General features: G+C 59.0%; 21 protein-coding genes and 1 pseudogene. 11 read left to right on the top strand and 11 right to left on the bottom strand.

The features are described 5' to 3' along the window. Positions 1-409 precede the first annotated feature (409 nt). Positions 410-574, top strand: a complete 165-nt coding sequence (locus GGD61_RS36825; protein ID WP_183232156.1) for a hypothetical protein — start codon at positions 410-412, stop codon at positions 572-574. Positions 575-593: 19 nt separating this feature from the next. Here the strand turns inward: GGD61_RS36825 and GGD61_RS36820 are convergent, their stop codons facing one another. After that, positions 594-839: a hypothetical protein gene (locus tag GGD61_RS36820; protein WP_183232155.1), complete on the bottom strand. Its 246-nt coding sequence runs from the start codon at positions 837-839 to the stop codon at positions 594-596. A 378-nt stretch (positions 840-1,217) separates the two neighbouring features. On the opposite strand from GGD61_RS36820, the gene GGD61_RS36810 reads away from it, so the two are divergent. Both GGD61_RS36810 and GGD61_RS36805 read left to right on the top strand, forming a co-directional pair. After that, complete coding sequence (locus GGD61_RS36810) at positions 1,218-2,123, top strand: Ku protein (RefSeq protein WP_183232154.1); 906 nt, start codon at positions 1,218-1,220, stop codon at positions 2,121-2,123. 22 nt (positions 2,124-2,145) lie between these two features. Next, positions 2,146-2,397 carry a hypothetical protein gene (locus tag GGD61_RS36805; RefSeq protein ID WP_183232153.1) on the top strand — a complete coding sequence of 84 codons (252 nt, stop codon included), beginning with the start codon at positions 2,146-2,148 and terminating at the stop codon, positions 2,395-2,397. A gap of 35 nt (positions 2,398-2,432) precedes the next feature. Here GGD61_RS36805 and GGD61_RS40905 read toward each other — a convergent pair. From GGD61_RS40905 to GGD61_RS36795, 3 genes and pseudogenes are all read right to left on the bottom strand, one after another. Beyond that, positions 2,433-2,705: pseudogene (locus GGD61_RS40905) on the bottom strand (hypothetical protein). A gap of 716 nt (positions 2,706-3,421) precedes the next feature. Next, the gene (locus GGD61_RS36800; protein ID WP_312012786.1) at positions 3,422-4,171 is read right to left on the bottom strand and encodes a ferritin-like domain-containing protein; all 750 of its coding nucleotides are present in this window, start codon (positions 4,169-4,171) and stop codon (positions 3,422-3,424) included. 504 nt (positions 4,172-4,675) lie between these two features. Then, on the bottom strand, positions 4,676-5,008 hold the full coding sequence (locus GGD61_RS36795) for a hypothetical protein (RefSeq protein ID WP_183232152.1): 333 nt from the start codon (positions 5,006-5,008) through the stop codon (positions 4,676-4,678). A 251-nt stretch (positions 5,009-5,259) separates the two neighbouring features. On the opposite strand from GGD61_RS36795, the gene GGD61_RS36790 reads away from it, so the two are divergent. Beyond that, on the top strand, positions 5,260-5,451 hold the full coding sequence (locus GGD61_RS36790; RefSeq protein WP_183232151.1) for a CsbD family protein: 192 nt from the start codon (positions 5,260-5,262) through the stop codon (positions 5,449-5,451). A gap of 859 nt (positions 5,452-6,310) precedes the next feature. Next, on the top strand, positions 6,311-6,943 hold the full coding sequence (locus GGD61_RS36785) for an NYN domain-containing protein (protein WP_183232150.1): 633 nt from the start codon (positions 6,311-6,313) through the stop codon (positions 6,941-6,943). A gap of 866 nt (positions 6,944-7,809) precedes the next feature. On the opposite strand, the gene GGD61_RS36780 is transcribed toward GGD61_RS36785, so the two are convergent. After that, positions 7,810-8,538 (bottom strand): hypothetical protein, encoded by a 729-nt coding sequence (locus GGD61_RS36780; RefSeq protein WP_183232149.1) that lies wholly within the window; start codon positions 8,536-8,538, stop codon positions 7,810-7,812. 827 nt (positions 8,539-9,365) lie between these two features. Between GGD61_RS36780 and GGD61_RS41725 the strand changes: the two genes are divergently transcribed. From GGD61_RS41725 to GGD61_RS36755, 5 genes are all read left to right on the top strand, one after another. Then, positions 9,366-9,914 carry a helix-turn-helix domain-containing protein gene (locus GGD61_RS41725; RefSeq protein WP_409362486.1) on the top strand — a complete coding sequence of 183 codons (549 nt, stop codon included), beginning with the start codon at positions 9,366-9,368 and terminating at the stop codon, positions 9,912-9,914. Positions 9,915-10,139: 225 nt separating this feature from the next. Continuing rightward, entirely contained in the window at positions 10,140-10,583 is a 444-nt protein-coding gene (locus tag GGD61_RS36770) for a hypothetical protein (protein ID WP_183232147.1), read from the top strand. 373 nt (positions 10,584-10,956) lie between these two features. Further along, positions 10,957-11,115 carry a DUF1192 family protein gene (locus tag GGD61_RS41720; protein ID WP_183232189.1) on the top strand — a complete coding sequence of 53 codons (159 nt, stop codon included), beginning with the start codon at positions 10,957-10,959 and terminating at the stop codon, positions 11,113-11,115. A 431-nt stretch (positions 11,116-11,546) separates the two neighbouring features. Further along, a complete protein-coding gene (locus GGD61_RS36760; protein ID WP_183232146.1) occupies positions 11,547-11,768 on the top strand; it encodes a hypothetical protein in 222 nt (73 codons plus the stop codon). A gap of 51 nt (positions 11,769-11,819) precedes the next feature. Next, positions 11,820-12,227: a hypothetical protein gene (locus tag GGD61_RS36755; protein WP_183232145.1), complete on the top strand. Its 408-nt coding sequence runs from the start codon at positions 11,820-11,822 to the stop codon at positions 12,225-12,227. Positions 12,228-12,344: 117 nt separating this feature from the next. On the opposite strand, the gene GGD61_RS36750 is transcribed toward GGD61_RS36755, so the two are convergent. The 5 genes from GGD61_RS36750 to GGD61_RS36725 all read right to left on the bottom strand — a co-directional run bounded on the left by GGD61_RS36750 (position 12,345) and on the right by GGD61_RS36725 (position 16,203). Next, complete coding sequence (locus tag GGD61_RS36750; protein ID WP_183232144.1) at positions 12,345-12,929, bottom strand: RNA ligase family protein; 585 nt, start codon at positions 12,927-12,929, stop codon at positions 12,345-12,347. Between the two features lie 918 nt (positions 12,930-13,847). Beyond that, the gene (locus GGD61_RS36740) at positions 13,848-14,072 is read right to left on the bottom strand and encodes a hypothetical protein (protein WP_183232143.1); all 225 of its coding nucleotides are present in this window, start codon (positions 14,070-14,072) and stop codon (positions 13,848-13,850) included. 1,338 nt (positions 14,073-15,410) lie between these two features. Beyond that, positions 15,411-15,614, bottom strand: a complete 204-nt coding sequence (locus GGD61_RS36735; RefSeq protein WP_183232142.1) for a PRC-barrel domain containing protein — start codon at positions 15,612-15,614, stop codon at positions 15,411-15,413. A gap of 83 nt (positions 15,615-15,697) precedes the next feature. Further along, a complete protein-coding gene (locus GGD61_RS36730) occupies positions 15,698-15,967 on the bottom strand; it encodes a hypothetical protein (protein ID WP_183232141.1) in 270 nt (89 codons plus the stop codon). Further along, positions 15,964-16,203 carry a hypothetical protein gene (locus tag GGD61_RS36725; RefSeq protein ID WP_183232140.1) on the bottom strand — a complete coding sequence of 80 codons (240 nt, stop codon included), beginning with the start codon at positions 16,201-16,203 and terminating at the stop codon, positions 15,964-15,966. Before GGD61_RS36725 ends, GGD61_RS36730 begins: the two co-directional genes overlap by 4 nt. A 538-nt stretch (positions 16,204-16,741) precedes the next feature. Here GGD61_RS36725 and GGD61_RS41530 point away from each other — a divergent pair. Then, positions 16,742-17,101, top strand: coding sequence for a hypothetical protein (locus GGD61_RS41530; protein WP_312012784.1), 360 nt, complete (start codon positions 16,742-16,744; stop codon positions 17,099-17,101). A 946-nt stretch (positions 17,102-18,047) separates the two neighbouring features. Here the strand turns inward: GGD61_RS41530 and GGD61_RS36715 are convergent. After that, the gene (locus tag GGD61_RS36715; RefSeq protein ID WP_312012783.1) at positions 18,048-18,977 is read right to left on the bottom strand and encodes a recombinase family protein; all 930 of its coding nucleotides are present in this window, start codon (positions 18,975-18,977) and stop codon (positions 18,048-18,050) included. Positions 18,978-19,345 lie beyond the last annotated feature (368 nt).

Raw genomic sequence — 19,345 nt, 5'->3', positions numbered from 1 at the left:
GATTACCGCATCACTGCGCTCGGGCTGACGTCAGCATCTGGGGCGGTCAAGTCCGCTTCGGGTCAGAAGCTGCCATCACGCAACATGCTGAGATTGGTCAGCTAAGGGGTCGAGTTTGATCACCATATCGTAGTCGGCAAACGCGCTGTCGGAAGCCGTGCCCGCATTGTGGGCGGCCGATGAAGCTTGTGAGCGACGAGGGCGCGAAAGGCGGGGAGCGCTACGTCTGCCCCGATTGCGACGAAGATCCGCTGCACGATCCCGCCGCCCGGAAGTGGGTGGACGGTCCACTTCGGTCGCCGGCGAAATAGTTGTCAGGAAGTAACCGGCCGGGCCTTGCAAAGCCAGGACTGGCAAGTTCGTCGTGGGCGCACCAACTCTTTTATAGATGCCAAACATGGGAGGCGCGATGTCGACGGTCGCAAACCTGCTTGCGCGGAAACAGGCGCTCTTGGAGCGGCTGGAGAGCGATCCCGGGCCGAACGAGCGGGAGGAAATCCAGGCGCTGATCGCCCAGATCGAGACGGCGCTGAACCTGCTCGATCCGAGAACGGCCGGTCCAAGTGACAAGTGAACCGAATCGTCGCCGCCCGTCAGAGCGCGCTCAGGTCGTCCGGCACCTCGCCGAACTTCCGGATCAGCTTTGCGTCACCGAATTCGCCGCTCGACGGGTCTCCGGTCCGCGAAAAGGCGACCGCGCCTGTGCAGCCTGGTTTCCGGGAGAGCGCTTCGGCACGCATGACGGCGGCGTTGGCGCTCAGGCATTCTACCGCCTCGCCGGGCGCGACGCCGTCGTCGGCCATGACGAACGGGAGTGCCACGTAGTAGGTGACGTCCATCGCAGTCACTCCTTGCGTTCGCGCTGCGGGCCATGCCTCCCGCGCGAATATCCTTTCGAAACGGCCGCGCGCAGCTCGTTGGCCTCGGCCTCGAGAAAGTCGATGGCGATCAACAACGCCTTGATCGCCTCCCGGGGATCTCCGCCGCAGGCTTCGATGGCCTAATCGGCGGCGAGCTCAAGATCGCCCTGGGCGGTCAGAAGCGGCAGACATGCTTCCATGTTCTTCATTTGTTCGATCTGAGTCAATGGGCATCCGTTTGCTTCCGCTGCCGGCGAGGGGACCGTGCGGATGAATCTTCGCCGAAAAGGCTGGCCTGTCGGAACTGGCATCTGCCGTTCGTCTTGAATCCAGGCCCCCAATGGAGTTCTGCGTAACATGGCCCCGCGCGCCAACTGGAAAGGCTTCCTGTGTCTTTCCCTCGTCACCTGTCCGGTGGCGCTCTACCCGGCGACCTCGGAGAGCGAGAAGATCTCGTTCGATCAGCTCAATCGCGGGACCGGCCATCGCATCAAATACCTGAAGGTCGATGCGGACACCGGCGACGAGGTCCAGAACGAGGACATCGTCAAGGGCTACGAGGTTGAGAAGGGCCAGTACATCGAGGTGTCGAAGGAAGAGCTCGAGGAGATCGCGCTGGAGTCCACGCGCACCATCGAGATCGACGAGTTCGTCGACAGGTCCGACATCGATCCCCGCTACCTGATCCGCCCCTATTACATCCGGCCGGACGGCAATGTCGGGCACGACGCGTTCGCGGTGATCCAGGAGACCATCCGCGAGATGGACAAGGTCGCGATCGGACGGGTCGTGCTGACCAACCGCCAGCACATCATCGCGCTGGAGCCGATGGAGGACAAGGGCTTGGTCGGCACGCTGCTGCGCTATCCCTATGAGGTGCGCAGCGAGCAGGAGTATTTCGACGAGATCCAGGACGTGAAGGTCACCAAGGACATGCTCGACCTCGCCACCCACATCGTGAACCAGAAGGCGGGGCGGTTCGATCCCAAGAAGTTCGAAGACCACCACGAGAGCGCGCTGATCGATCTCATCAACCAGAAGCGCGCCGGCAAGCCGATCACGCCAAAGTCCAAGCCGGCGGCGGGCAACGTCGTCGATCTGATGGAGGCGCTGCGCCGGTCAGTCGGCAAGGAAGCCGCCAAGAAGCTGAAGAAGGAATTCGCGGGCCAGAAGGAGATGCTGATGCCCATCGCCGGCAAGAAGCCTGCGAAGGAGGCGGCCGCGAAGAAACCCGCCGCCAGGCCGCAGCGGAAGTCGGCCTGACGCTAGTGGTAGGAGATTTCGCATGGACATGAAGGAAGCCTCAGCGATGACGGAAGCCTCCGGCCTGGTGAACGACCCAGAAGGCGCGGAGTTGGCTGTTGCGGCCAGGCTGAATACTGAAGCGAAAACGGCCGCGGACTTGCGAGGACCGCGCCCCTCTCAAGACGTCGCCCTGCGCTTGGTGGATCGCTTGCGCGAGACAGCGATGAATGCCCCGCTGCGTTCGCTCTTGGCCGCCTTTTTGGTTGGCGTCTTGGTCGCGCGCCGGCGCTAGGGTGAAGTCGTTCCGAGTTGTCGGAACCGTTTCGCTCAGTCCTCGGGACCCCTTTCGCTCGCGGGGCACTCCGAGCACGTGTCTCAAGGAAACGAGCACTTCGAGGATCGCCGCGACGGCATGATCGGTCGAGACGCCTGCCGGCGGATATTTGCAGGCGAGACTGCTCTCTGGCGGGCGTCGGGGTCGGCAGGTCCTGCATCCAGCCGTGCTCCTCGCATTCGCGGATGGCGCCTGCCTCCTGCAGCCGAGATCGCCCAGCCGCGCAACGTCCGGATCGTGGGCCGCCTCTCCTTGATCATCAGCATCGAAATCGCTCCTTGGGCCACATACGCCATCTACGAACAGTGGGATGCCCCCGCTGCACGTCACGGGTCATAAGTGCTTCCCTGCCGCTGCTAAGCGCACGCCGAACTCTCTCAAATGTCCGCGCCGGCAAGCAACTGAGAACGCCGATCGCTGGGGCTCATTAATCACAAGAGTGGCGACCTAACCAGCCGTTGGATGAGATCGGCGCGACGCGCACGTCAGGCGTTGCGCCCTAAACCTACGATGAAAGTTTTTTAAACAGCCGTTGATGGAACGCGCGCAATTTCCATCTCGTTGGTCAGTGTGCGGTGTTTGACGAAGAAGAGGAATGCAAATGAAGAGGATGATCATTGCACTTTCTGCTATCGCCCTCATAGGGACAGCGCCCGCCGTATTCGCGCAAGGCATGTCGAGCAAGACGCCGGGTCACGAGATGCAAACCAAAGGGTCTAAGAAAGGCCACCCGGGCGCATCTGGATACTCTCCGGGACACGAAATGCACGCCAAAGGTAGCAAGAAGGGATATCCTGGCGCATCCGGTTATGCTCCAGGCCAAACTACAGGCACGAGCTCCAAGAGTGGCTACTGACGATCATCTCGCAATCGCGATCGCAAGAGGCGCAGAGGCACAATCCGGCGGCCCTTTATCTGGTTATCTGGGCGCTCGGAGTCTCGGCCGGCCGCCCAGCTCGGCTGGCCTGTTCGCTGTGGCGGCCTAGGTGGACTTGAGCACGCCGTTCATTCCGTTCGGATAGAAGCCACCTTTGCTAACGCCTTGCTGCTCGGTCAAATAGACGATGTGCAACACCTCCTGAGGCGTGCGGCGGAACGCAATGGCGTCGGGCGTAGACGGCACGACGTTGGCTTTGCCGTTCATCCGGATGCCTTGGTCCTTATCCTCTCGACCATCCACTTTGTCGCGAGCCTCCGAGATCACGTTGGCCGAATTCCAGGCCTTTTCGCCCATCAAATAAAGCTGCGAGCGCGCCATGCCCATGTGGTAGGCCTCGACCGCAAGAATGCCGGCCGCCGCCTCGACGAACTCCTTGCTCTTGATCAGCGGCGCGGCCCCAGCATAGGCGGTCACGCCCACGTCCTCAAACAGCATGCCACCGAGCAGGACGCTCATGTCATCGGCAAACGGGTCGAAGTCGGCAGGGAGGCCGGCTGCAAGCGCAGCTGCCTTGAAGCCGGCATCGAAATCGATGGCCGGGAGCGACACCGCCATCCTGCCCAGCGTTTTGCGATAGAAACGCACATGGGCAAGCTCGTTCTCCGCCAGCTCCTCGACGAATTCGCGGATTTCCGGCTTCTGGAACTTGGCTTCGTGTCCGCCGACGACCCGCGCCGCATCAGAACCGGCATCACTATCGTCGATGCCATTTCCCGTTGTGGCCCGCAGATAAAACTCAGCTTCCATGTATTCCAGATTCAACGCGAACTGAAAAATATCTTCATCCTTCACTTCGCGAGTATGGACTCCAACGCCTGTAGTCTCCTGGTGCTTCGGCTGTGCCTTGTGCTGTGCGTAGGCGGCGGGAAGCAGAAGACCGCTCAGCCCGAGGACCGATAGGCCGGCAACGGATGCCGTCGGGAAATACGCGACCGCTCCACGTTCATGGCGAACCGCGCTTTCCGGCGGCAAATCGCAGTCCGCTGTTGGCCGCTTGGCGGGCGCGCGATGCATCACAAACAAGAGGAGTTTGCGTCCGTTCCTACTTAGGGTCGCTTTCGAGTGACTACTTGAGGGAACATCCCGATGCGGAGTGGTCCGAGGTCAGCAACGTGTGAGAAGCTGACGACGTGGCGGACGGCACGACAGGTCGCCTAAGAGCCAACGGCCGACATCTCCAAAAGAGGCAAACCGCCCTGCGCAAGCAAAGAAACCCGCCTAACGTTCTCGCGGGTTCACTCCTTGTGCCGCTGGCGGATCGCGGGCCATCTCGTTTTCTAAGGCGGTCCCCGAAGGCTATTTCTTCGGCGCGGAGCCGTCCTTCAAGGAAGCGTTGTAGTCGGCCTGCGAACTATTGATGTTTGATGGATTGCCGGGCGCACTACTACCGGTTGTCGCCCCGCTCGTGTTCCTTGGCTCTCCCGGTACGTGAGAAGCCGCGCCAGGCCGGTCCTGGTTGCCAACATAGCCGGATTCGCCGGAATTGCGGGATTTAATGCCCTTTTCAGCTTCAGTTTGCACGTTTTGAGCAGCACCGGATTGAGACGTCGTCTCCGTTTGCTTCTGGGCGGCAGCAGGTAGCGACATCACTGGAAGTGCGACAAGCAATGCCGCAGATAAGTATCGCATGGCTGTTTCTCCACCTAGCCCCGCCGCTTGATCAACGTGCGCATACCCGAACATTTCCGCCCGACTGATGAAAACTTGTGACTGCTGCGTTGACACATCTCATGCAGTAGTAAGCAGGACAGAGTGCAATCTGTGTTCTTCATCCGCCGCTACAGCCAAGTCTTAGTGCGCAACGGCGGTACCGCGTCTCGCAGGAACGACCGCGCAACGGTTTCGTTGTGCTCGTCTTACGGACAAGAAAGGATACGATCATGGACCGTGAACATGTGAAGGGCGCCGCCGACAAAACAAAGGGGGCGATCAAACAGGGGGCTGGCAAGCTTACCGGAGACAAGAACCTGGAAGCCGAAGGCAAGATGGACAAGGCCAAGGGCTCCGCCCATAACGCTGCGGGCGATGTGAAGGACGCGGCGCGGGATGCCGCTGACGCCCTCCAGAAGTAGCAGAAGAAGGTCTGAACTAGCCGCCTATGGGCTTTTTCTTTTCTGTCAGTCCCATGACAAGCTTTGGAGCCGCTCTAGCTCGTAGGCTTTGCCTCGCAATCCACTTCCGCAAGTGAGACGGGCCTATTTCGGCCTTGGGTCAAAAGCCGAAGCGGCCGTTGTTAGCGGGCTTGGTGCAAAGCAGACTTAGCGGCGGTACATCCCACATCATCGAGATCCAGAGGATATCCACTTCCCCAAACGGGAACGGCGAAGGGTTTGGTTAGAATGCAATTTTCCGGCAGGTAGCCTAAGATTCGCGTGAGTAGCCACGATGAGAAGCTACAGATTTTGCGGGGCCGCGACCACCGCGCCCAAAGAGCAGGGCACTTCGCAATGCGCCGAATGGCAACAATTGGCTGAACGCCTTCGGGCGGCTGGTAAGCGTGAGCTTTCCGCTAGGACCCGTTTGCCATCCGCATCGGCGACTTGAACGGATAGATCGCCTTGTCAGTCTGATTAGCACCAAGGCCGACGAGCGCTACAATGGCGCGCTTCAGATGGTTTCCATATCTATCATGGCACTCCCCCTCTAAGAATAGCCTGCGGTTGTGCACGCCATCTAAAACCGGGCGTGCTCACATTGCACCGCAGAAAGTGCGGGGCATCGGTGAACAAGCGATGGTGCTGACCCAATCTGTCCTGGGGTAAGGAGGTTACGAATTAACCATCGGCAGCCGCAAAACTGTTTGAAGGTTAAAGGACCACGGTATACCGTTATGAGGTCAAGCTTCGATGAAAGGCTTTGGGTGTCGCCTCATTGACGGGTTCAGATGCTGAACCCGCAGCGTGGCACTTCGCGCTCCAGAGATCGCCGGTCATGTCATCTTCCGATAAGATTGCGCTCTTCATCGACGGGGCCAATCTCTATGCCTCAACGAGGGCGCTCGGCTTCGATATCGATTACAAGCGCCTACTCAGCGAATTTCAGAGTCGCGGCACACTTCTGCGGGCGTTTTATTACACAGCGACCATCGAGGATCAGGAATCCTCGTCGATGCGCCCTCTGATCGACTGGCTGGACTATAACGGCTACACCGTCGTCACCAAGGTGAGCAAGGAATTCATCGACGCCTCCGGCCGTCGTAAGGTCAAGAGCAACATGAGCATTGAACTTGCTATCGACGCGATGAGGCTCGCTGAGCACATAGACCAGATGGTGCTGTTCTCCGGTGATGGTGACTTCCGCTCCCTGGTGGAGGCCGTGCAGCGGCGCGGCGTCCGTGTCACCGTGATCTCCACGATCGCCAGCCGTCCGCCTATGATCGCGGACGAGCTAAGACGCCAAGCAGACGTGTTCACCGAACTCATCGAGCTTCAGGCTAAGATCGGTCGCAATCCTTCCGAGCGGCCGCCGCCGCGTCCACGCGAGGTGCGCTATCGCCCGGAGCAGGTTCCTGACGGGGAGACGAACGCGGCGCTCAAGGGAAATGATAGCGTGTTCGAGAAGTGAGCCGCGTAGCCAGTGCGTCGTGCAATCCAGATCGCTAGTATAGTTCGGCGGCCGACGCGCGTTGTCCAAGGGATGGAGCTCGACGAAAAGGCCGGCATTTGCGCCGGACTGATCGCCAATATGGTTCGGTGCTCAGCAACGGACGAACTAGAGAGCAATCCGAACCTTTGGTCGGTTCGGATTCTGACATTGCAACGCTTGCTGGCGAGATTGGCATAGCGTGTTGCCGTTAGGCACTCGCGGGGGGATGGACGCGCTTTGACGCGCCAACATTATGAAAAATGAACAAGGCGGATTGCGATGCCAAATAAAGGCTTACGCAGTCGGCCACATCTAACATCAATAAAGGGCTTGCCACTTTTTCCCGGTCTGCTGTAGAATCTTCGCGCGAGTATTTTGAAGGAATGGGTTCCACGCAGCTCCAGATTTCGAACATTCATAAAACTCTTTGGGGGACATTGCGATGGCTAAGCCTTCCGTTTCCCGTGACGCCTTTCGTCGGTTGTTCGCGTTCTATGCGGCCAAAGCCCAGCATGATCATAACGGCGCCGCCGAAGGCCGGCTCCTCAAACTATTTGGATCGAGTGACCACATCCCCGATCGTCTGTTAGACTTGTGGTCATCACGGACCGAGCTGATTGGCCCTGAGGCTGTTGGCAACATAATGTCACCGCTCGCTCATCAGATCTTGGACGGCGACGCACAATATAACCACGCCAGCGACTTCTTGCATCGACTGTTGCGAGAGTTGGACCGAGACGTCCACTACCCGCCATCGCGAGAATGTCCGCTCTGAGGTTGCCGTTTGCTGTACCTAGGCAAACTCGGCGCGAGACTCGCCTTGGCGGCAACAAGCGCAACGCGCTTCAGGAGCGCAATCTCACCGCATGCCGAACCGAGCGGCTCGTGCTTAGGATGGAAAGCATCCCTAGCATCATCAGCAGTACGCCGAGCCAAGTTGCCGTCCGGCTGGTCGCCTCGCCATCGGCTTTAGCGAGGCGTACGCCGACCGGAACGCTCTGAAGTTCGGACGAAGTTACCACATCGTTGGCCGGCGCGGCCGCTAGAAGTTGCTCAACGTCGACTTGATTTTGGTTCGGTCCGAAGGGCATGGTCTGGCGCCTGTGCTGGGCAATGAGAGCGGCCGATGCCAGAGCAGTGCTTGTACCGAGATCAGGGTCAGCATCAGCTACCTTGAGCTGTGCGCGAGGCGGCTGAGAAGGCAAGGCGGGTGCGGAACGCAGCAACTCCGCGCGCGCATCGAGGACCCCGCTCTGCCTGGGCCGCGCGGTCCCGCTCTCGTCTAAACTGGCCGTGGCAGGTTTGGGGGCGCGACGAGCGATCTTCTTCATTTTCGCGGTGCCCTCGGTCAGGAACCAGCATTTGCGATGCCCATCCAGTCGATAGACCCAATGTTGGCCGTCGGGAGCCGAGTTGCCGGGGCGTCCCACGCATTCTGCTTGCGGCGGAGCAGTCACCGGAGGTGGGGCTGCAGCAGTGTTGAAGAGATCCGCAAGAGGATTGGAGGACGCAGGCGCCGTGAGAGTTTCAAGAAGAACGAAACTGACGAAGCACAATCGCAAAGAACCGGACATCGAAAACTCCCGGTGTTGCGCCCACCCGGGATGACCCTTTGCACCGACCTAGGCAGCTATACGGCCCAAATCTGGCGGTGCGATGGATTCATTGTGCTCGTGCCATGGGTGCGAATGCAAGGACGGGCCGCCGTCATCCGGTTTCTGGGGGCGATCAACTTCAATCGTTATAAGCGCGTGGTCGGTCGGTTTCGGCAGTCTCGTTTGACGCCAAGCAACGTCGCGCCCGCTCGATCTGTGCGTCGGTAGCGCCATGATTTCGAGCGTACATCTCGGCGACGGCTGCCGAGTATTTTGCGACGTAGTATCTGACCTCACTGCAAGATATGCGCGTTGTGGGCCTGTGGTGACGGGAAGCGAAGGCATCGGACCCCAGCGGCAACAGCAGCAACGTAACAGTGGCCCCCGCGCGTACGATCATTCCCCGCCCCCTAGGTTTGTCTGCTTCGTGCAGAAAGGAGGACTGAGTCGCTCACACGACGCAAATTAACAATCGCGCACTGGTCAAGGTGCCGGGAAACTGTTGCTCCAATGCTTCGGTGTTGCGGACAAAGGATGCATGCAGATGCTCGTTAAGCGACCTGATGCGGTTGCGCCAATGTCGAAGCGCGGACGCGCGATCGTTGCATTGAACGGTAGCTATCACCGTCGAAGGACTCTCCTTCTCCGCACGGCCTTCGGGATGCGCCGACCAATCCTTCTCGCGTTCGCGGCTCGCAGGCGCCGCGGAGTGTCTGCACTTCCGCAAATAGTACGATGAGCCCCTCGACCCGTTCACGCAGAATAGCCGAGCAGTTGAAACCTGACCTCGATTACTCATTTACAAAATGCGGGCGGCAACGGGAAGAGTACCCGCCGGGGCCGCGCTAAACGTCGCGAATGCATCATCGCATTTTGCGCTGCCGCACGACTCCGGCCGCTACAGGGCAAAGCGGAAATTGACTTCGCATCTGCCGCTGGGTCCATGGGTACACGGCCTAACTCTTCCTGGCTTATTCACGCGCTCTGGCGCGAGACGCTGGTGGATGCGCGAGCCACCGCGATCGACTGCAAGCCTTGCCCGCGACGCGCGCTCACGAGTGCGGCATCTCATCTGCGAGCTTGCGGCCGCGGCTGGAAGTCCTGGGATTGCTGGAGGGCGCCAGCTTTTATGTCCAGTCACCCAGCAGCACATCGCGGATCCCTGCGGTTTATCCGTCGTGGATGCCAATCGCACCATCCAGGAGCTAAGACAACTTCGACTCGTTGAGTGGGATAGACGAACGTTGACGCTGCTCCGACGGAAGAGCTGGAGGAACTGGCGGACTTCACGCCAGAGTATCTCCACCTTAGCGATGAAAGGCTCTAGCTTGCGACAGAAGGGCGAAGAGCCTTGAACTTATTCCCTGACCGAAGGAAGAGCGCACTTTGCGGATGCGAGACACGGGCAAACACGGAGTTCAGCCTTCCGGGCTCTCTGGTTTGTCGCCTGGTCGAGAAGATATCATGACGCGGGGTGCTGCGGCGCAAAAAGTTCGAAGAACTCGACCTGAGCAAGTCGCACCGATCTGGTTAGAAACAAACCGGCAGCCGCATAGTTGAGCCGAAAGCTCTCTCGGAGCATGAGCCATGCGTTTGTCAGCAATAGCTACTCTTATTTTCCTTTCGTGTGGTTTTGTTTCCGGCTTCGCCTTCGCCCAACAGCAGGAAGCCGCGCCGGATCGAACGAAGCGCAAACTACTCCTGTCCAGCCAGAACGTACACCACAGCAGTCTGAACAAGTGCGGGAGCAGGATCGTAAGAGCGCCGAAGACACCCGTATCAAGCGAGATTGGACGGCGCAGCAGCGGGATGACGATCGGATGGATATGGACCGCATGCGTCAGCGACACATGGGACGGGAAGACATGGACCATCGCACCACAGGCGGCAATTGGCGAATGCAGCGCGACGACGATGATATGGGCCGTCACTTGCGATACCGGGACGAGGATAGACCGCGCCGCCGGATCAAGATTTGCTTCGAATATGAAAATGGTGACGAATTTTGCCGCTACCGGGACTAGGCATGCTGCGCCCGGACACACCTCCCCAGGCAGCTTCGTGGAGTTGACGGGCGGTCAGCGAAGAACCGCTGGTTCAAACTGCAAACAGGAACCTCGGTCGGCAACGACCAACAAGCCAAGCACACAGGTTGGTTAGCCTCGGAGGCGTCTACCGACTGAAACATTGATGAGTCTCAACATATGTCAGTGCACCACGCGTGTGCACGGAGCGGGCATTGTCGGCTCACATTGACGTGGCGGCCATCCAGCCTGACCTAGCGGTTGTTGAGGCGCCGCTGGCCTATGGGGTTGCAAAAGTCCTCGCTTCAGGACTCAAAGTTAGTGCCCGCGTCCGAGCAGACCTCTCTACCAAGGTGTTGATCGGGCAGGGCCCATCGCGCCAACCCGCAGAGGTGCCACCTCTCAGCAGAAGTCGCTTTCCGAGATGTCTCGCGATGAACTTGCCGACTTCATTGCGAGCAACCAAGCAGAGATCAAAAGGATTGAGGCCCAGCTGGCGTCGCGCGCGAAGGACGAGTCGTATTTGGGCTAGACTGCTCCGATCAGGGCGCGCTGAATCTTTAGGGGGGCTGGCGAAGCCTGTCCGCCGCCATTTCGTCCGGCTTCGCTGTCTGCTTCAGCCGCCCGTCCGGCATGGAGAATAGGGCCCGCTCCCGAGGCGGTTGAACGGACGTACACGGCTCATAAAGTGGGGTCAGAATAGGCTGAAACTAACCTGCTGCGGTATTAGGCGCTGCGCCAGCAGCACGCACCCGTTTGGTTTAGAGCCCAGCACTGCTCCGCCGGGCGTCTCCGAGATCCTGTAGATATTGGTCGAGCCTCGACCAAGCTGCGGCGATCGTCAGGGACGTTGGACAAGCCATGACACCGTCCCGTGCTCTTGATGCAGAGCAATAGAAGGTGTCGTTAGGAACGAGCGCTCGCATTCCACATTGCTTGTGATGTGCAATCGGGAGTCTGAGCATGGCAGTGCAAATCGTGATGGATCATAGCGGCGACAGCCGGCACTTCTTCGACAACTCCAACGCAGAAGCGTTGGTAGAGGCGGAGAGGCTTTTTGTGCAATTTACCAACAAAGGCTATACCGCGGCGGTGCGGAAGGGGCCCGGTGAGGTAACCAGGATCACCGGGTTCGATCCGGCCGCCGAAGAGACATTGTTTTTCCCGCGGCTCGTGGGCGGGTGAGGACCAGTGAAGAGAGGGTTTGGTCGCATCGGCCCGTGGACTTTTCGGAGCATGGCTGTTGGTACGCTTTATCAAGCAGCAAAGGAGGAAAAAACGGTTCAGGCTCGCGCGCTGCTACTGCTGCGTTCTTGGCTTTCGCCCCAGCAAAGGCTCGAGTTCGAGAGGAAGGGGTACTTCGACGTCGTGGGGTGCGATACCGGAAAGCGGTACCGCATCCGGCGAGGCACGTCCGGCAACGTCAACGAGATCGACGAATATGGGCGGCTCGGCACAGGCTGGTGCTTCGTCCCGTTGGGTGGCTTGGTCGAGGGCGATGTCATGTTAGCTCAGAAAGTAGCTCTTGAGACGGATGAGGAACGCGCCTTGAGCATCGCCAATCGCTTCCCCGGGCCGATCAGATGGCGCCGACCCGGTACTCGCCCCTCAGAGAGGAGAATTGCGCTCGGACGCCCTGAATAGTTGAGGGCGCTCGACCGTGCAGTAGGACGGCGACCCTTGCAGGAGACAAATGTCAGGCGGGTACTGCGGCGACGGGCGGGCCGGAAGCATTCTTTTGATCTGCTGCGGTCGAGACCGCTAAAGCTCGCGCTCCATGGCGGGATGGCTCCGGTTCTTTACCTTGATCCAATGCTTCTGCCGGCCGCCACGGTACGGCCGATGGCGATGTTTGGAGACTAAGCCCTCTAGGCCCATGCAGCACGCCGCCCGGAAGAGGTCGGGACCAATCTCGCCGCGCTCGAACGGTGCCACCGTGATCCCGTCGGGTGGCCGTGCCAATAGCCTCTCTAGGTTTGTCGTACGGACGTGCAGAGGTAGAGTGCGCAAGTCCTCGCCGCCCATCGCAAGAATGTCGAAGGCGTATAGCTGAACTTCGTGATCATGCTTGCGGCTGTGCAGCGCGTTGAAGTCGGAGACGCCGTCCACCCCAAGAATTACGGCCTCCCCATCGATCACAAAGCGCCCTTGACGGCTCTTCAGCGCCGCCTCAGCAATCCAGGGATAACGCTTCGTCCAGTCAGTGCCGTTTCGCGAGAGGAGGCGAACGCGTTCGTCCTCCCGGATGACTAGCATCCGGTAGCCGTCGGGCTTTACTTCGTGAATCCAATCGGGTCCCGCGGGGACTTGCTTGGCGGCGGTCGCCAGGCAGAGCTCATACGCCATACGCATGGGCCGGAGATAAGATTTCGCACAGCGTTTACGAGTCGGGAACAAGTGGCAACTTGAAGTGATTGCTTCTCTGCTCCGGTGTCCCAGAGCCCCCCTGAAACCGGAGCAATGCCCACGGCCTCAGCTCAGCGGGAGCTGAGGCCGTTCATTTAGTTTACGCTGGCAACTGTCCCGCGCGTCTCGAAGTAGAACGCTGCCGGGCTCGAAATGAATGTCCCGGCAGCATTTATTCTCGAACTGAGCGCTGAAATCCCAGTTGGCCAAGCTCAGCAATAGCCGTGCCACAGGTTTGTGACAGGATAGCAAACGGCCCCGGGCAGTTCGGGGCTGGCTCAGATGCTGAGGCCGTTCGGCGCAGCCTCGAAAAAGGCGCGCCGCTTATTTTTTCCGACCGTGCGCCTATTCGCAAGGAATACTTGGACCAACTGTACATTATTGCTGCCGGTTCACGCCGGCGGGTCTCTGTCAGCTTTAGTGGGCGGCTTATCCGCAGTAAGCGAACGCAGCACTTGTTCGGCTTGCTCCTTGGTTAAATTGGCCGCCCAACCGGTCCCGATCAGTGCTGGGCCTTTGCGTTCGCGATCGTAGACCATCCATCCCTTGCCCCCGATTCGAACGAAAAATCGGCTGGGCGATGGAATTTCGTCAGTCAATGAAGTTGCTCCCGATATGCCATGCACCTTGGGAGTGTATCAGCTTCATTCAAACGCATCGGGAAAATATGGCAATGCACCCAAGCTCGCGCGGAAGGTACCGGTCACGATTGCGTGCGAAAATACGGCTCAAGGCCTTACAGAAATGGCCCCAGCTCCGCGGGGCAGGGTGTCGGAGCTGGGGCCTGCCGGGGTGTTCTGGGGGATGGGGATCGGGAAAACGAGGCAGTACGCCAAGCGCTCCCGGCCCTGCCTCAGGTCACCGGTTCTTGTCGGGTTTGCCGTTGGGGCTACCATCGCCCCCTCCATTGCCGTAACCATTGTTGCCCCGAGGGCCATGCTTCAGGCCGCCGCCGGAATGCGCGATGGCTGGGCTAGTCAGGGAGGTCGACAGCAATGCTGTGATGGTAGGGGGAGTTACAACGGCGAACTTGCCGCAGGTCTTCAGAAATTCCCGCCGATCGTCATCTTCTTGTTCTACCATTCCGACCCTCCTAGGGTACGCAACTGATATAATATTTAATCCACAATTAAATATATTAAATAGTTAATAGGTTCAGTCAGAATATGTGACGGAGGAGATTTCAGGGTCAAGGATTCACAAAATCCGCGGGGGATGATTATTTGGGATGAAGCTGCGTTTGCCGACCAGACAGCGGCAGACCTCTCGGTCCCAGCTCGTCTTTCGATCCGGAAAAACCTCCAGGCTGGGGCCGGTTGGTCTACCGCAATTTGAATTTTGGGAACGCCCCGATTTGCGTAAGGTCCTCGGCGGATCCAGGAACACCTAGCAGCGAGCGCCACGTTGCCCTTCCGGAGTTCAATCCGGCGCTTCACGCCCCTGGATAGTCAACTCGTATCGATCGCCGTTCTTTGTCAGCCAACCGCCCTCGACCATGCGGAGTGCAAACGATTTCGTGCAAACCGGATGAAAGGCGGCCAACTGATAGATCTGGTCGTTTCGCTCGATCAGGTACCCGTAGATCCGGGCCTTACGCAGAATCCTACGTACCTCTGGCGAAAGAACCAACATAATGATCGCTTAAGCATAGGCTTAAGAGAGGGTTCCTAAGAATCGCGAGACACTGCAGCGTGCTTATTGCCGCACGCACTCACATTTCCCGACCCCATGGCTCCGGTCTTCCGTCTTGATCCAGTACGTCTTGCCGCCCGCCGCGGTACGGCCGATCGATGTTTGGACACCGGTCCTTCCAGGCCGATCCGGCAGGCAGCTCGAAACAGGTCAGGGCCGATCGCCCTGCGCTCGAATGGCGCCACCGTTATCCCGTCCGGCGGCGAGCCAGTAGCTGCTCCAGGTTGGTCTTCAGCATGTGAAGGGACAATGAGCGCAGGTCGTCGCCGCGTATGGCGAGGATATCGAAGGCGTGAAGCTGCACCTCGTGCCTCATGCTTGCGGGAGTGCAGGGGAGTTGGAGATGACGTCGACGCCAAGGATCACTGCTTCGCGACATTTGCGAATCTACCTAGGAACCGCTGGTAACTCCACCTCGCTCACCGACGGTCCCGGTGGGCCAACTCGACTAAATAAAAGCGCGTGCAATAGATGAACGTGCGCAATTGGATAATTGTACCTTCGCTCTATGCCGCTATCGTGAGGAAATTGCTACCCAACTTTCCGAACTAGAAATGCTTCGAGACCGAGCGGCCAAGGCCGAGCGCAGAATCGTTGGTGCGGCGCGCAAACCTGGCGATGCGGTTCATGAGCCCAGGGTTGTCTCGACAGCAGCGTGATAGCCCGATCGCGCAAAGGCCTCGAACAACTCGCCCGATCCGCTGAGAAATGAGTTGGCTGGTACAATGCTCAGCTCTGAATGTGCTTCACTGTTGAGATCGGCCATTTACCGTCATGTCCGCTGATTGAGATGCGCAGCCCATGCGCGTCGTCGAGGAATACGTGGACAATCGTGCCAGCTTTGCCGTCGGTCAGCGCGACCGCTTTCCCGACCAACTCCTCCTCGGCTGCGTGCAATTCGCGGAGGATGTTCATTGCGCGATTGTCGCTCATTAGCGGCAAATCGCGCAGACCACGAGAGGTTCCGTCGAAAGCCGCGAGAACGCAAGTACGCGAGTACGAGTAAGTGACAGAGTTCAACGAGCGGCCAGCATCTCGACAGTCGTAAGTAGCCGGACATAGGTGCCGCTCTCGTGCAGCTCGAGCCAGCCCTTCCTAAGCGCATATTCTAAGCCAGCACGGTACTCTGATGCGCTGCCTTTCAGGGTGAAGAGGAATGGAGCATTGATCTTCTCGGTATGAATGCGCCCGTCCTGAACGGGCTCCACGCTGGCGGCGAGCTGGATGAGCTGCCGGGCGGCGGCGACAGGATCTGCGTAGGGCCGTGAGGCCGCGAACGTTGTCATCGTTTATTATTCTCGTGGCCCGTGATCGCCATCTTCGGATTACCTCGCTCGAAGTCGGGCCGGACTTCGGCATCCCGCGCGCCGCAGCCCTGACATACGAAGCGAGGCTCGATGTCTGACAGTCGCACCTTGTCCTGCCAGGCGGCCCCGTCCAGGGCGACATGGTGGCCGCAGTGACAATAGACCAAGATGCCGCTCAGGCCCATCGCGCGCATCTGGCCGAAAGTGATTTTCATCGGCCGTCCGTCGGGGTGGGCGCAGGGCGTCGAGCGGTTCGGGGCATGACCAAGCAATTAGGTGGGCTTCGCGCTGAGTGATTCCGCGGAGGGCGGTGAGAGGCAAGCCGCTAAGGCTTGGGCCGGGCTCAGGGCAGCACGCCACTATTCGGTCAAGGGCCTGGTTAGATAGCAACCGGACGAATGCGGTCCGTATTTGACTCCAAGCGTCGAAGTTGAATCCGTTTTTGTTTGGAACGCACTGCGTCGCCCAGCTTATAAGGGAATGGATGACCTGTTGCCGCGCCGACGAAGTGATCGCTACCAGCCTGCGCATCATGGAAGAGATTAGGTGGCTTCGCTCGATTGCGAAGCAGGAGACGGCTCGGTGTTACCGGCTCCGTGTTGGGAAGCTTGGTTGGGCTCTAAGTTCTGCGGATAGAGGATTCGGCGTCGGCGTGATCAAACCAAGTCAGAAGGCGCATCTGACGAAGGCCAGCAATGACTTCGTCGTGTATTTGGGGTAAGGATTGGTCGTTAACTGCTCAAGGAGCGCGCTATGAGCCAGCCGCGCCAGAGAATGAAACAGACCCGCTCCCTTGAAGAACGAATGGCAGAACAGGCAGCCAAGCTCAAAGAGCAGGCCAGTCAAATGCCCGCTGGAGCAGAACGTGAAAGCTTGCTCAGGCGAGCCAGAATTGCCGAAGTAGACATGCACTTGAGTGATTGGGGTTCAGTCCCCCGGCCTGCAGCCGCCGAAATGATACAGTCGTCACTCGAACTACTTGTTAAAATCCAGGCCGATCTCACGGAGTTAAGGCAGCTCGCCCTTGAGTTGCCTCCCGCGACTGCGGGCATTGTAGAGATGTTCGCAGACCAGATGGAAGCATACGCCCGGCTGATTGATCAAATCGCTTAGAGATGCCCCTGTCTGCCCTGACGGGAGGTTCGTTTGGGGCGCTTGCGAGTTGCGGCTACTCATCTGCATCTCCGCTTGTGGCCCATCTGCGAAGTTGCGCCGCGTCTAACGAAGGTCCGCTCATCGCAGCGAACCGGACCAGATTTGCCTGAGTTCGTCGTATTTTGACCCATGGCGGACGGTGACCGACCTTTGCTGCGATGCGAAGCGCAATTTGTCCGGAACCCCAGCAACCCTTCCCTTACAGGAACGTTAGAAGCCATCACCGCAAGGCTCTAGGTATTTATCGGTGATGAGAACGCACCGTAGCGCTCCCGCCTTCCTCAATTGGAAAGGAGCGCGCCATGACAGCGCGTCGGCGTCGATTCAAACAAGCAGTGCCTTTGGAAGATCGCTTGGCCCTTGAGGCTGACCGGCTTCGCGAGGAGGCCCAGGCTCTCCCGCATGGCCTTGAGCGAGAGCATCTGATGCGCAAGGCCCGCCAGTGCGAGACCGGCTCGCACGTGAGCGAGTGGCTTAACTCACCGGGGTTACAGCCGCCGAAGTAAGTTCGGCTCAATTGCCCGCTCTCCCTTGATCTATCTCAAAAGGTATCGGCCTCCGCGCGGCGTTCCATCGGCCCATGGCCGGGACCGACAAACAGACTGAGGATAAGGAAGCCAAGCCGTCACGGTTGGACGAAGCGAAGGGCGTGATCGAGAGGTACGTCAATGACCTCCGCGAGATCATCAGGAAGCTACGCCAGAAGATGAATGGAGGCCGCTTCATTGGCGGCCTCGTTCCCTTCCCACAATGTCACCTTTTGGCCCAACCCGGAAGTCAGGCAGTCTCCGCTTTTGTGCTGCCATTAGGGTGAGAAGCGGACATCGCGCGGGCGGGCGGTTAATGAGTACGCGCACAAAGCCTTTGCAGGAGAATAAATACCCGACGAAGCCGCCGCGGCGTCTCAGTTAATTGAAATACAGCGGTAATATGGGCCATCTCGTAATTGAATCTCGACAAATCTGCCGTCCATGTCCTTCCGAATTTGAGCTGAGGAGTGTCTGGGCAGGCTGAAGTCGCCGGCGCTGTGAACGATCAGACTGTCGACAATCTGCTTGAGCAAGATGGTTATATTCACTCTTCTGGTGTAACGTCGATCGCCGTCTGACGAGAGACTGTTGATCTCTTCCGCAAGACCGAGCAGCGACGTCCTTTGCTCCTCCCCCATTTTGTCGAGCAAGGCCGGGTGAGCTAAAAAGGCGAGAACGGTGGTCTCGAAATCCTTGTACGTCCAGGCGGAGCGGCTGCATGCACTATCGTACAAAACCTGCTCGCACACCAGAACCTGCACGTTTGAGATCCTATGGAAGATGACCTCGCCACCGCAATAGGCGCACGAGCACAAACCACCGAAGATGTTCGCGAGGTCTTTTCCTTTGCGGCCACGATGCGCCAGATTCTGTTGGCGTGCGGCCTGCGCAGCATCAAAAGTGGCCTTGTCTATGACTGCAGGGTAATAGCCGGAAATGGGAGGGCCGCTCGGGATACCCTTCTTATGACCTGCGGCGAAGGACTTCGGTTGGTATTCGCCGTAGGTCGCCCTGTTCCGGAGCATGGAGTCTATGGTGGTGTTGTCCCAGTTAAGCGATCGGGTGAAGGTCGACACCTTTTGTTCGTCGAGATAATTCGCGATGGCGTAGCTGCCCATCCCGCCGATCGCGAGTTGGAAAATCTTTCGCACGGTTTCGGCCCGATCCGGGAGGAACACGAAAGACGACCGGTTTTGAGTGAGGCCAAGCCAACTTGGCGCCGCTGAGATCTTTTTGCTGCTCTCTTTAGACATCGTGATCCTGGATCCGAATGGCTGGCTGCGCTGCGCCGTCGAAACGGACACTCGATTCGTTCCCAAGAGCAAATCGATTCCCCGCCTTCCAGGTGCACTAGACGTGCATGTTCCCGCCTTGGGGGCCCGTTCGTCGGCGAAGCACTCACGCAGCTGTGAGCGCTAGAATCGTCATACCTAACAATAGCTTAAACGACAATTCCTCTCAAGAAGTTGCGTGATTTTTGTGCAACACCTGTCCGAAAACAAGCTTCATAGGCCCGTTTCGGAGCGTTCTCTTGTTGTGTGTGCATGGGGCATCGATCATGGTGACTGGGCGACGGAGGGGGGCATCCCGAGGTCGTCCCGTTTAGGTCATTTCGCTTAAGTCCCTCGCGTTCATGCGGGTGTGTCCGAAGACGCGAAGGAGCCCGGAGCGG

It is taken from the genome of Bradyrhizobium sp. SBR1B (assembly GCF_014198205.1).
Classification (GTDB): Bacteria; Pseudomonadota; Alphaproteobacteria; order Rhizobiales; family Xanthobacteraceae; genus Bradyrhizobium.
This window is presented reverse-complemented; position numbering and strand designations above follow the sequence as displayed.